Here is a 12,629-nt window from a genome sequence, read left to right as displayed (position 1 = left end):
TCGGTGAGAACTTCGCACAATGCGGCCATGCGCCTCTCCGTCTCAGGCTGCCGGACGCAGCGCGGCATGCAGCCGTGCTGCGCGCAGCTGCAGATCGGCCTGCACCGCGCCGGTGCGGCCATCGTCGAAACGCACCTGCACGCGCAGCAGGTGATGGGTCTGCGCCGGGTCGTACAGTGCCGCAATCAGGCTGGCATATTTCTCGGCGACGAAGCGTCGGCGCACCTTGCGGGTCCGGGTGAGCTCGTCATCATCCGGGTCGAGCTCCTTGTGCAGCACGGCAAAGCGGTGGATCTGCAAAGAGGCAGTGTGCGCATCCGTTGCGAGATCGGCGTTGACCTTGTCCACGCAGTCGGCGACCAGATCGATGACCTGGGGCTTGCTGGCGAGATCGGCATACCCGGTGTAAGGCAGGCCGCGCTTTTCCGCCCAGCTGCCGACGGCGGGAAAGTCGATGTTGATCATCGCCACCACATGGTCGCGCCCCGCGCCGAAGGCCACGGCCTCCTTGATCGCTGGGAAGAACTTGAGCTTGTTCTCGATCAGCTTGGGCGCAAACAGCGCACCGCCGGCCAGCGCGGAAACGTCCTTGGCACGATCGATGATGCGAAGCTGCCCGTCAGGTTCCAGCCAGCCGGCGTCGCCGGTGCGATACCAGCCCTGCGCATCGAGCACCTCGGCGGTTGCCTCGGGGTTCTTGTAGTAGCCGCGCAGCAGCCCTGCGCTGCGCAACAGGATCTCTCCATGTTCGGCCACACGCAGTTCCACCCCGGGTGCCGGCAGCCCCACGCTGTCGCTGCGCACGCCGTCGTCGGGCTGCATGCAGACGAACACCGCGGTCTCGGTCGAACCATAGAGCTGCTTGAGGTTGATGCCGATGCCGCGGAAGAAACGAAACAGTTCCGGACCGATGGCCTCGCCCGCGGTATAGGCCACGCGGATGCGGCTCATGCCCAGCACATTGCGCAGCGGCGCCAGCGTCAGCCATTCGGCCAGAGGCAGCAGCAGCCGGTCGATTGTGCGTGGCCGCTGATGTGCGTCCCGCGCGCCCTGCACCCGCTGACCCAACGCCACGCAGGCATCGAACAGACGGCGCTTGAGCGCAGCCGCATCGTCCATGCGCACACGCACATCGGTCAGCAGCGCTTCGAACACCCGGGGCGGGGCAAAGTAGTAGGTTGGCCCGATTTCGTGCAGATCGATTGCCACGGTGGCCTGCGACTCCGGGCAGTTCACCGTATAGCCGCACACCAGATGCTGCGCGTAGGAAAAGATGTTCTGCCCGATCCACGCGGGGGGCAGATAAGCCAACACCTCTTCGGACGGCCCGAGATGGTCGAACTCGGCGCCGGAGCGGGCGCGATCGATCAGGCTGGCATGGGTATGCACCACGCCCTTGGGATGCCCGGTGGTGCCCGAGGTGAAGAACAGCGCAGCCACGTCGTCCGCACGCACGTGGGCCACTGCGGCGTCGAACCCGCCCGGATGTTCCGCCCACCAGGCCTGCCCTGCTGCCTCGACCTCGTCCAGATCCATCAGACAGTCGGCCTTGACCTTGCGCAGCCCGCGCGGGTCGTGATAGAGGATGTGGCGCAACAGGGGCAGCTGGTCGTGGAGATCAAGCAGCTTGTCGACCTGTTCCTCGTCTTCGACCACCGCAACCTTCACTTCTGCCAGCTGCAATGGATAGGCAAGCTCGGCAGAGACCGCGTCCTGATACAGCGGCGCGGGTATCGCACCCAGGCACTGCGCCGCCAGCATGACGGCATAAAGCCGCGGACGGTTCTCTCCCAGGATGACGATGTGGTCACCGCGCGTCACGCCCAACGCGGCAAGCCCCCCGGCCAAGCGCTGCACCCAGTCCAAGGCCTGAGACCAGGTGATTTCTTGCCAGATGCCGAGGTCCTTCTCCCGCCAGGCAATACCCTGCGGCCTGTTCAGCGCCTGACCGCGCAGCAGGCCGGGAAAGGTCGTGCGTGCAGCATCCACAGCGTCCATGTCTCCTCCTGCGGCCAGTGGCTCCGGCCATCTTCCATGCCCGGGATGCCCCGGTTGGATTTACATTTTGAAACGCAGTGTAGGTGCAAACTTGCTGCATATTTGTCTCCAGGATGACAATTGGCGCTCAACATGCCTAGGGATTTCACCGACTGGGAACGGTCCTGCGCCTGGCTGCGCGGCCTCACCGAGCATGAACGCGAACGGGTGATGGACGACCTGCAAGTTCAGGACGTGACGCCTGGCGATATGGTGTGCAGACGCGGCGCGCGGGCGCGGCACTGGGTCGGCGTGCTCGACGGTCTGGTCAAGATCGCCTCCGTGTCGATCAGCGGCAAATCGCTCACTTACACCGGAGTGGCACCGGGTGGCTGGTTCGGCGAGGGCACGCTGCTCAAGCACGAGCATTGGCGTTACGACGTCATCGTGCTGCGCAAGGGGCGCATCGGCCTGCTACCCGCCGAAACTTTTTTCTGGTTGCTCGACCGCAGCCTGGAATTCAACCGCATCATCGTCAACCAGCTCAACGAGCGTCTGGGCCAGTTCATCGGTCAGTTGCAGATCGATCGTCTCTCCAGTGCGGACGAGCGCGTGGCGCACACGGTTGCCGCGATGTTCCATCCGGTGCTCTACCCCGGCGTGGATCGCAGATTGCGCATTTCCCAGGAGGAGCTGGGCTACCTCTGCGGGCTATCGCGCCAGCGGGTCAACCGCGCGCTGCGCCATCTTGGCAGCCTCGGCCTGCTGCAGCTGCGCTACGGAGGCATCGAGGTACCCGACCTCGATGCGCTGAGGCAGTACGAGTCCTCTGCAGAGATCACCGAACAAAAAGTGGCAGGATAAAAAGACCGGCAATGCGGCGTGCCCAGTTGGCCCAGGCGCGCGGCACGCAGACCCACAGCCGCCCGCTTCGTCTCAGCGCGTCAAACCGTGGAGCCCGGAGTCCGCAGAGATCTTCTGGTGTCCGACGCGCGACCGGGTCTGCTAGGGCCTGTTAACACAAACTACGGAGGCCATCGACCACCAGTACGAAGCTGAGGAAGGCGAGAAACATCGCGTCGAGTTTTTCGAAACGAGAGAAGATGCGCCGGAAGCCCTTCAGGCGCCGGAACAGGCGCTCGACCTCGTTGCGGCGCTTGTACATCTCTCGGTCGTACTCCCATGGCTCAATGCGCGTCTTCATCGGCGGCACCACAGGAATGAAGCCCAGATCCAGAGCCAGTTGGCGCGTCTCGTTGCCTTCATAAGCGCGGTCCATCAGTAAGTGAATTGGCCGGCTCGTTTGGCCCAGGCTGTCAAGCAACTTCCTGCCCTCGGGTGCATCGTGTGCCTGTCCGGGAGACAGGCTAAACGTTATGGCCGTTCGAGCATCCGCGGCAACCAGATGAACCTTGGTGTTCCATCCCCCGCGGGACTTGCCGATGGATTGCGGTCCGTTTTTTTTAGAGCGCCAGTGCCGTCGGGATGCACCTTGATGCTGGTGCTGTCCAGCGAGACCGCCTCGATCTTGATGCGCACCACCTGCTGGCGCTGCAACTCCTCGAACATCTTGTCCAGCACGCCCGCCTTGGCCCAGCGGCGCATGCGCGTGTAGATCGTGTGCCAGTTGCCGAACCGATGGGGAAGCCCGCGCCACTTGCAGCCCTGTTCGGCCACGTACAGCATGGCATTGACGACTTGCAGATTGGTCATACTGACGTTGCCGCGTTGCTTGGGCAAACAATGTTCGATCAGGGCAAATTGCTCGGAGGTGATTTCCATGAGCAACATGATCGCTCATTCGCACCATCGCAGCAATTAGTGTTAACACGCCCTAGCCGAAGTTCAGTGCAGCAATCCGCACCACGATCTTGCCCATCGCCTCGCGCTGGCTGAGCCTGTGCAGCGCGTCTGCAGCCTGGTCCAGCCCGATCTGCTCGGTGATCTCTGGGCGGATCTGGCCGCAGGCAAACCACTTGAGCAACTGCTGGACATTGGCGGCATGCTGCTTCGGGTCGCGCTGCACCGCCTCGCCCCAGTACACGCCCAGAATCTGGCGTTCCTTCAGCAGCGCCAGGTTGAGCGGGATGCGCGGAATGTCGCCTGCAGCAAACCCCACCACCAGATGGCGGCCGCGCCAGGCCGTGGCGCGCAGCGCCGCTTCGGCATGGGGGCCGCCGACGGGGTCGAGCACGACATGCACCCCGTGGCCGTCGGTCAGCGCCAGCAGCCCCTGGCGCAGGTCGTCACGGCGGTAGTCCAGCAGCGCATCGGCGCCATGCTGCTGCGCCAGGCGCAGCTTGGCGGGGCTGGAGGCGGCGGCGATCACGCGCGCACCCATGGCCTTGGCGATGTCCACTGCAGCAAGGCCCACGCCGCCCCCGGCGCCGAGCACCGCCACCGTCTCGCCGGGCTGCAGCCGCGCGACGTCATGCAGCGCATGCATGCAGGTGCCGTAGGTCAGCAGGAAGGCTGCGCCTTGTTCGAAGGTCATGCCCTCGGGCAAGGGCATGACGCGGCGCGCATCCACTGCGCAGCGTTCGGCCAGCCCGCCATGACCGGCAAAGGCGATGACGGCGTCGCCCGGTCGGTACCCCGTCACCCCGGCGCCCACTTGCTGCACGACGCCCGAGAATTCGGCACCGGGCGCAAACGGCAGCGCGGGTTTGGCTTGGTACAGACCCTGGACGATGAGCGCATCGGGGAAATTCAGCGCGCAGGCCTGCACCGCGATGACGACCTCGCCGGGGGCCGGTGCCGGGTCGGGTGCGTCGCGCAGCTCAAGGGCGTCGATCGGGCCAAAGCGGGTGCAGAGCAGGGCTTTCATGGGGTGTCCTTCGACGAGCTGGCTTCCGGCGGGGCCGACGGCGGCTCGATCGGCGTGGGGTTGCGGCCCAGCAGCATGTCCTGGCAACGCAGTTCCACGGCCTGCAGGATTTTGCGATGCGGCAGGATGTAGAACTGCCCCTGTTCCACCGCGGCGAAGGTGAGGCGGGCGATGTCGTCCGGTGTGAGCTTGCCCGATTGCACCGCCTGCGCCATGCGACGCGCATACGCCGCCGATTGCGGCGACAGCGCAGGCTCGGTGCCGAACCGTGGCGGCCTGTGGCGCGCGCTCTGGTGAATGCCGGTGGGCACCCAGGCCGGGCACAGCACCGAGATGCCCACCGGCGCGCGCTGCGCGCTCAGCTCGGCGTACAGCGTCTCGGACAAGGTCACCACCCCGTGCTTGCTGACGTTGTACGCCGCCATGCCCGGGCTGGACACCAGACCTGCTGCGGACGCGGTGTTCACCACATGGCTGGGCTCGGTTTGCTGTTGCATGCGTGGCACGAAATGGCGGATGCCGTGCACCACGCTCAGGAGGTTCACCCCCAGCACCCAGTCCCAGTCGGCTGCGGTGTGCTCGGTGGTGAGGCGGCTGTAGCCCACGCCCGCGTTGTTGCACAGCAAGTGCACCGCGCCAAAGCGGGAAAAGCTGGCGTCGGCCAGCGCGGCGATGTCGGCCTCGCGGCTGACATCGACGGGATGCAGCACAGCCGCGTCCGGGCCGAGGCCGAGGTCGGCTGCGGCCTGCTGCAAGCGGTCGGCGTCGAGGTCGGTGAGCACCATCTTCATGCCGCGTGCGGCGGCCTGCCGCGCCAGCGCCAGTCCGATGCCACCGGCAGCACCCGTGATGACCGCAACCTTGCCCTGGAAATATCGCATCGAATGTCCTTTCGCGTGCCGTTCACGCCGTTGCGTGCAGTGCCCCCGCATCGGCCACCTGCTGCAAATGCGCGTCGCTGTCGCCCAGCCACAGTTCGATGACCGTCAGGCGCTTGAACCAATGGCTGACCTGCATCGCGTCGGTCATGCCCATGCCGCCGTGCAGTTGCACGGCCTGCTGTGAAATGAAGCGGCAGGCCTGGCCCACGCGCGCCTTGCAGGCAGCCAGCAGCGGCATGCGCTGCGGGTCGTCGCGCGCGGTGCAGATGTGGGCGGCAAGCAGTGCCATGGAGCGCGCCTGCTCCAGTTCCATCCCCATGTCCGCCGCGCGGTGCTGCAGCAACTGGAAGCGGCCGATGGGCTGGCCGAATTGCTGCCGGGTTTTGACATAGGCCACGGTGGCGTCCAGCGTGGCCTGCTGCAGACCGACGGCCTCCATGCACAGCGCGGCCAGCCACAGCGCGCGCAGGTCCTCGGCAAGCGCCGGTCCCTGGCCTGGGAGATCGATGCGCGCGGGGGCGGCAAGCGCCACCCCCTCGAGCAGGACATCGGCAGCACGCTGGCCGTCGAGCAGGGTGTAGCCGCGCAGACCGAGCCCGGGGGTGCCGGCTGGAACGGCGAACCAGGCCAGGCGATCCTGCGGTGTCTGCGCCGAGACGAGCAGCACATCGGCGAACTGCGCCTGCAGCGCCAGCGCCTTGATGCCGTGGAGGCGCCAGCCGTCTGCGGTGCGCTCTGCCCGGGTCTGCGGCTGCGCCATGGCAAAGCCGGCGTCGGGCTCGAACACCGCGGCCGTGGCGATGCTGCGGCCTTCGGCAAGACGGGCCAGCCACCTTTGCGCCTCGACGCTGGGCGAGCAGCCGGCCAGCAGCTGCGTGGCAAGCAGCGCACTGGCGCACACGGGTTCGAGCGGGAGGGCCGGCGCCAGGGCCTGCAGCGCATGCAGGCCATCCTGCACGCTGGCGCCCAGGCCGCCCTGCGCCTGCGGCACCAGCAGCGCGGCAATGCCGATCTGCGTCAGGATGGCCCAGACCTCGGCGCTGAAACCCCCCGCTGCCGCCACGGCGCGGCGGCGCTCGAACCCATAGTCGCGCTGCATGAAACGCTGCAAGGCGTCGGCCAGTTGGGTTTGCTCCTCGCTGGGCTGCCACTGCATGGCGTTCTCCTCACAGCCCGAGCGCGCGCGCCAGGATGTTCCTCTGAATCTCGTTGCTGCCACCATAGATCGACAGCTTGCGCCAGTTGCCGTATTGCGTGGCGAGTTGCGCGTCAGACCGGGTGTCGTCGTCGAAGGCGCCGTCGGTCTCGTCCAGTCCGAAGGGCAGTGCGCGCGGGCCGGCAGCGTGCATGAGCAACTCGGCAATGCGCTGCTGCAGTTCGCTGCCCAGTATTTTGAGCATCGAGCTTTCCGGCCCGGGCGGGCCGTCGCGTTGCAGCAGCCGCAGCTGCGTGATCTCCAGCGCCAGAAGGTCGATTTCAAGTTGCGCCACGCGGGTGCGAAACAGCGGGCTGTCGCGCAACGTGCAGCCATCCCTGTGTCTGCGCTGCGCCAGGGTCTGCAACCGCGCCAGTTCGCGCTTGGCGATGCCGACCCCGGCGATGTTGGTGCGCTCGTGGCCGAGCAGATACTTGGCGATGGTCCAGCCCTGGTTCTCCTCGCCCACGCGGTCGGCGACGGGCACGCGCACCGCGTCGAGCCAGACCTCGTTGACCTCGTGCTCGCCGTCGAGGGTGATGATGGGGCGTACCGTCACACCGGGGGCGTGCAGGTCGATGAGCAGGAACGAGATGCCCTGCTGCGGCTTGGCCGCAGGGTCGGTGCGCGCCAGGCAGAACATCCGGTCGGCGTACTGCGCCAGCGTGGTCCAGGTCTTCTGGCCGGTGATCACATAGTCGTCGCCGTCGCGCACCGCGCGGGTCTTGAGCGAGGCCAGATCCGAGCCCGCGCCCGGCTCGGAGTAACCCTGGCACCACCAGACATCGCCGCTGATGATGCCGGGCAGCAACGCATCGCGCTGCGCTGGCGTGCCGAAGGCCATCAGCACGGGGCCGAGCATCTTGAGCCCGAACGGCTGCTGCCGCGGCGCCCCGGCCAGGGCGCATTCCTCGTCGAAAATGGCCTGCTGCACCGCGTTCCATCCGGTGCCGCCGTATTCCCTCGGCCAGTTCGGCGCACCCCAGCCCTGCGCGTGGAGGATGCGTTGCCAGCGGACAAAATCATCCTTGCCCAGGCGCAGGCCCAGGAGCACCCTGCGGCGGATGTCGGCCGGAAGTTGGCCGCGCACGACGTCGCGCACGTCCCGGCGAAACGCCGCGTATTCGGGGGTGAGATCGAGAGTGCATTGCATGGAGTCGCCTTCCCCTGCGGGTCGCCCGCTTGCCGACGCGTCGCCGGTCAGGCCTTGCCTGTGCGAGCGCGCGGAGAACCGGCAGCACGCACGGGATTTGAAAATTTGATCCAAGTCGATTCGCGGTCAGATCCGCATTGCGGAACACGGTTCCATTGAATAGGGTTGCGATTGTTTGCCCGGCCTGATCGCATGTCAAGGCCGGGCGCTTTGGGGCTCCCCGCGCCCACCCCCTTTCGCCGAAGGAGCGACCGAATGCCTGTGCGCCGCACCCGACCCACCCGATCGCAGCAGGCCGCGCCCGCCGAAGCCGCGGCACCGCGCGACGATGATCGCCAGTTCGTCACGGCGCTGGCGCGCGGGCTCGAGGTGCTGTCGTGCTTTCGCGCCCGCGACAAGGCGCTGGGCAATCTGGACATCGCGCAGCGCTGCAATCTGCCCAAGTCCACCGTGTCGCGGCTGACCCACACACTCACCCAGCTGGGCTATCTCACGCTGGACGAGGCCAGCGGCAAGTACCGCCTCGGCACGGCCACGCTGTCGCTCGGCAGCACCGCGCTGGCGCGCATGGACATCCGGCAGATGGCCCGGCCGCTGATGCAGGAACTGGCCGATGCCTCCAAGGCCATGGTGTCGCTGGGCACGCGCGACCGGCTGTCGATGATCTATGTGGAGAACTGCCGCAGCACCTCGGCGCTGACCCTGAGCCTGGACGTGGGCTCGCGCATTCCCATCGCCACCACGGCGATGGGGCGCGCCTACCTGGCTGTGGCCAGCGCGCGCGAGCGCGCGGCGATTTTCGACGATCTGGCTGCGCTCGACGAACTGGCGTGGCCCGCGCTCAAGCGCGGCATCGACCAGGCGCTCGACGAGGTGCGCACGCTGGGGGTGGCCTGTTCGTTCGGCGACTGGCAGCCCGATGTCAATGCCATTGCCGTGGGATTCGACCCGGGCGGCGGCATGCCGCTGATGGCGATCAACTGTGGCGGCCCGGCCTTTCAGCTGGCGCCCGAGTTTCTGCTCGGCGAGGTCCGCCCCAGACTGCTCGATCTGGTGCGCAGGCTTGGGGAGATGGTCGCGCGCTGAGCCGCGGCCGCGGCTTTACATCCCGCGTGGGGCGGGCTAGGATCAAAAATATTCAAAACAAAGTTCTGCAATGCGGAACAATAGATGGAATCAGACGGGCCGTGTGCGCGACAAAACCTGCGCCGCGTCCCGCCCCATTCAGGAGACAGCATGAGCCGTGTCATCGCCGCGCGCCTGGGCGACATCGCCGTTCTCACCCTCGACAACCCGCCGGTCAACGGCTTTGGCTGGGCGCAGCGCCGCCTGCTGGTCGAGGCCATCGATGCCGCTGCGGCCGACCCGAGCGTGGTCGGCATCGTGGTCACCGGCGCCGGGGCGCTGTTTTCCGGCGGGGCCGACATCCGCGAATTCGGCAGGCCCGCGGCGATGGCGTCGCCGCATCTGCTCGACGTCATTGCCGTGGCCGAAGGCTGCGCCAAACCGGTGGTCGCCGCGATCAACGGCACCTGCATGGGGGGCGCGCTGGAGTTTGCGCTCGGCTGCCATGGCCGCGTGGCCCTGGGCTCGGCGCGGGTGGCGCTGCCCGAGGTGAAGCTCGGCCTGCTGCCTGGCGCGGGCGGAACCCAGCGCCTGCCGCGCGCGGTGGGGCTGGAGCAGGCGATGAACATGATCGTGTCTGGCGAGCCGGTGCCGGCCAGCCGACTGGCGCACACCGCGCTGTTCGATGCGGTGGTGGATGACGATGTGGTCGGCGCGGCGGCCGAGGTTGCGCGGCGCCTGGCGGCATCAGAGCAGCCCACACCCAAGGTACGCGACCGCACGGTCGATCCTGCCGATGCCGAGGCCTTCGTGCAGTTCACACGCCAGACGGTGCAGGCGCGATACCCGCACGAGCCCGCGCGGCTGCAGTGTGTCGAAGCGGTGGCGGGCGCGCTGCGCGCCTTCGAGGACGGCATGGCGCAGGAGCGCAAGCTGTTTGCGATGCTGATGGCCTCGCCCGAGTCGCACGCGCTGCGCCATGCGTTTTTTGCCGAGCGCGCGGCGTCCAGGATCGCCGACATGCCGGCCGACACCCCCACGCGTCGCATCGCCCGCGTGGGCGTGATCGGCGCGGGCACCATGGGCGGCGGCATCAGCATGAATTTTCTCAACGCCGGCCTGCCCGTCGTCCTGGTCGAGGCCAGGCAGGACGCGCTGGACCGCGGTGTGGCCACCATCCGCAAAAACTACGACAACTCGGTGCAGAAAGGCCGGCTGAGGCCCGAGCAGGTGGAGCAGCGCATGGCCCTGCTGCAACCCACGCTGGACTTCGCGCAGCTGGCCGATTGCGATCTGGTGATCGAGGCCGTGTTCGAGAGCATGGAGGTCAAGCGCGAGGTATTCCAGCGGCTGGATGCGATCGCCAGGCCCGGCGCCATCCTGGCCTCCAACACCTCCACGCTGGATCTCGACGCCCTCGCCGCCTGCACCGGGCGCGCGCAGGACGTGGTCGGCCTGCATTTCTTCAGCCCGGCGCATGTGATGCGGCTGCTCGAAGTCGTGCGCGGCAAGGCCACCGCGAACGACGTGCTGGCCACGGTGATGCAGTTGGCCAAGACCATCGGCAAGGTCGCGGTGGTGTCCGGGGTGTGCGATGGCTTCATCGGCAATCGCATGCTCGAACATTACGGACGCATGGCCACCTTTCTGGTCGAGGAGGGTGCCAGCCCGCAGCAGGTGGACCGCGCGCTCGAAGCCTGGGGCATGGCGATGGGCCCGTTTCGCATGGGCGACTTGGCCGGCAACGACATCGGCTGGGCCATCCGCAAGCGCCGCTATGTGGAAAAGCCGAACGTCCCGTACTCCCGACTGGCCGATCGGCTGTGCGAGCAGGGGCGCTTCGGCCAGAAGACCGGCAAGGGTTGGTATCGCTACGCGGCGGGCAACCGCACCGCGCTGCCCGACCCCGAAGTGGATGCGCTGATTGCAGACTATCGCCGCGAGATCGGCGTGACACCGCGCACCATCGACGACGCTGAAATCGTCGACCGCTGTATCTACGCGCTGGTCAACGAAGGTGCGCGGCTACTGGCCGAGGGCATTGCGCAACGCGCGTCCGACATCGACATGGTCTACCTCGCGGGCTACGGATTTCCCGCCTGGCGCGGCGGGCCGATGCGGTACGCCGACGAGGTCGGGCTGTTCATGGTGGCGCGGCGCATGCGCCAGTTCGCCGCCCAGCCCGGCGGCGATGCGGCGTTCTGGCAACCCGCGCCGCTGCTGGCCGAACTGGCCGCGCAGGGCAAGACCTTCAACGCCGGCTGAGCCGCGCGTCAGGCCGCATTGCGCCCGAAACCGATTCAAACACGCCATTCATGGCAGACCCACCGAACCGAGGAGCATCCCCATGACCGATGCCGTGATCGTGTCCACCGCGCGCACGGCGCTGGCCAAATCCTGGCGCGGCGCGCTCAACCTCACGCACAGCGCGACCCTGGGCGGGCATGTGGTGCAGGCCGCGGTACAGCGCGCCGGCATCGACCCGGGGGAGGTGGAAGACTGCATCATCGGCTGCGCCTATCCCGAAGGCGCCTCGGGCGGCAATATCGCGCGGCAGATCGCGCTGCGTGCCGGCCTGCCGGTGACCACCGCCGGAGCCACCATCAACCGCTTCTGTTCGTCGGGACTGCAGGCCATTGCCATGGCGGCGCAGCGCGTTCTCGTCGACCGGGTTCCGGTGATGGTGGCCGGCGGGGTCGAGTCCATTTCCTGCGTGCAGAACGACCGCGCCAACCAACACATGCTGCGCGAGCCCTGGCTGCAGCAGCACAAGCCCGAGCTGTACTGGACCATGCTGCAAACTGCGGAATGCGTTGCCCAGCGCTACGGCATTTCGCGCCAGGCGCAGGATGAATACGGCGTGCGCAGCCAGCAGCGCGCCGCAGCCGCGCAGCAGGCGGGACGGTTCGACGCGGAAATCGTGCCGATCACCGTGCGCGCCGGGATGGTCGACCCGGCCACGGGTCAGATGCTCACGCGCGAAGTCACACTGCGCACCGACGAAGGCATCCGCCCTGACACCACTCTGGAGGGGGTCAGCCGCATTCGCCCGGCACGGCCCGGCGGGGTGATCGCTGCCGGCAACGCCAGCCAGTTCTCCGACGGCGCCTCGGCCTGTGTGGTGATGGACGCGCGGCTTGCCCAGCAGCGCGGCATCGCGCCGCTGGGGGTGTTTCGCGGCTTTGCCGTGGCCGGCTGCGAGCCCGACGAAATGGGCATCGGCCCGGTGTTCGCGGTGCCGCGGCTGCTGCAGCGCGCCGGGCTGAAGGTCGAGGACATCGGCCTGTGGGAACTCAACGAGGCCTTCGCCGTGCAGGTCCTCTACTGCCGCGACCGGCTGGGCATCCCCGACGAGCGGCTGAACGTCAACGGCGGGGCGATCGCAGTGGGCCATCCCTATGGCGTCACCGGCGCACGGCTGGTCGGGCATGCGCTGATCGAGGGCAAGCGCCGGGGTGTGAAGTATGTCGTGGTCACCATGTGCATCGGCGGCGGACAGGGCGCGGCCGGTCTGTTCGAGGTGTGCTGAGC

The 12,629-nt window shown here is 67.6% G+C and carries 10 protein-coding genes; 4 read left to right on the top strand and 6 right to left on the bottom strand.

Features of this window, described 5'->3' with window-relative positions; all coding sequences use genetic code 11:
* Positions 1 to 42: 42 nt before the first annotated feature.
* On the bottom strand, positions 43 to 1,998 hold the full coding sequence (locus tag AC1ZQA_RS00580; protein WP_482677915.1) for an AMP-dependent synthetase/ligase: 1,956 nt from the start codon (positions 1,996 to 1,998) through the stop codon (positions 43 to 45).
* Between the two features lie 132 nt (positions 1,999 to 2,130).
* On the opposite strand from AC1ZQA_RS00580, the gene AC1ZQA_RS00575 reads away from it, so the two are divergent.
* Positions 2,131 to 2,841, top strand: coding sequence for a Crp/Fnr family transcriptional regulator (locus tag AC1ZQA_RS00575; RefSeq protein WP_482677914.1), 711 nt, complete (start codon positions 2,131 to 2,133; stop codon positions 2,839 to 2,841).
* A 151-nt stretch (positions 2,842 to 2,992) separates the two neighbouring features.
* Here the strand turns inward: AC1ZQA_RS00575 and AC1ZQA_RS00570 are convergent.
* The 5 genes from AC1ZQA_RS00570 to AC1ZQA_RS00550 form a co-directional block, all read right to left on the bottom strand.
* Positions 2,993 to 3,759 (bottom strand): IS5 family transposase gene (locus AC1ZQA_RS00570; RefSeq protein ID WP_482677913.1). Its coding sequence is split into 2 segments (ribosomal slippage): positions 2,993 to 3,444 and positions 3,444 to 3,759, totalling 768 coding nucleotides; the frame shifts between segments, so codons are not numbered across the junction.
* A gap of 52 nt (positions 3,760 to 3,811) precedes the next feature.
* Positions 3,812 to 4,804: an NADPH:quinone oxidoreductase family protein gene (locus AC1ZQA_RS00565; RefSeq protein ID WP_482677912.1), complete on the bottom strand. Its 993-nt coding sequence runs from the start codon at positions 4,802 to 4,804 to the stop codon at positions 3,812 to 3,814.
* Positions 4,801 to 5,685, bottom strand: a complete 885-nt coding sequence (locus AC1ZQA_RS00560; RefSeq protein ID WP_482677911.1) for an SDR family NAD(P)-dependent oxidoreductase — start codon at positions 5,683 to 5,685, stop codon at positions 4,801 to 4,803. The genes AC1ZQA_RS00565 and AC1ZQA_RS00560 overlap by 4 nt, the downstream gene beginning before the upstream one ends.
* Positions 5,686 to 5,707: 22 nt before the next feature.
* On the bottom strand, positions 5,708 to 6,841 hold the full coding sequence (locus AC1ZQA_RS00555; RefSeq protein WP_482677910.1) for an acyl-CoA dehydrogenase family protein: 1,134 nt from the start codon (positions 6,839 to 6,841) through the stop codon (positions 5,708 to 5,710).
* A gap of 10 nt (positions 6,842 to 6,851) precedes the next feature.
* Complete coding sequence (locus AC1ZQA_RS00550) at positions 6,852 to 8,033, bottom strand: acyl-CoA dehydrogenase family protein (protein ID WP_482677909.1); 1,182 nt, start codon at positions 8,031 to 8,033, stop codon at positions 6,852 to 6,854.
* Positions 8,034 to 8,288: 255 nt separating this feature from the next.
* On the opposite strand from AC1ZQA_RS00550, the gene AC1ZQA_RS00545 reads away from it, so the two are divergent.
* The 3 genes from AC1ZQA_RS00545 (at position 8,289) to AC1ZQA_RS00535 (ending at position 12,627) form a co-directional block, all read left to right on the top strand.
* Positions 8,289 to 9,119 carry an IclR family transcriptional regulator gene (locus AC1ZQA_RS00545; RefSeq protein WP_482677908.1) on the top strand — a complete coding sequence of 277 codons (831 nt, stop codon included), beginning with the start codon at positions 8,289 to 8,291 and terminating at the stop codon, positions 9,117 to 9,119.
* A gap of 150 nt (positions 9,120 to 9,269) precedes the next feature.
* Positions 9,270 to 11,363, top strand: coding sequence for a 3-hydroxyacyl-CoA dehydrogenase NAD-binding domain-containing protein (locus AC1ZQA_RS00540; RefSeq protein WP_482677907.1), 2,094 nt, complete (start codon positions 9,270 to 9,272; stop codon positions 11,361 to 11,363).
* An 82-nt stretch (positions 11,364 to 11,445) separates the two neighbouring features.
* Positions 11,446 to 12,627, top strand: coding sequence for an acetyl-CoA C-acyltransferase (locus AC1ZQA_RS00535; protein ID WP_482677906.1), 1,182 nt, complete (start codon positions 11,446 to 11,448; stop codon positions 12,625 to 12,627).
* The last annotated feature ends 2 nt before the right edge of the window (positions 12,628 to 12,629 follow it).

This window comes from Thiomonas sp. DCM-2 (assembly GCF_056820905.1).
The sequence above is the reverse complement of the archived record's forward strand: the minus strand, read 5'-3'. Positions and strand labels throughout refer to the sequence as shown.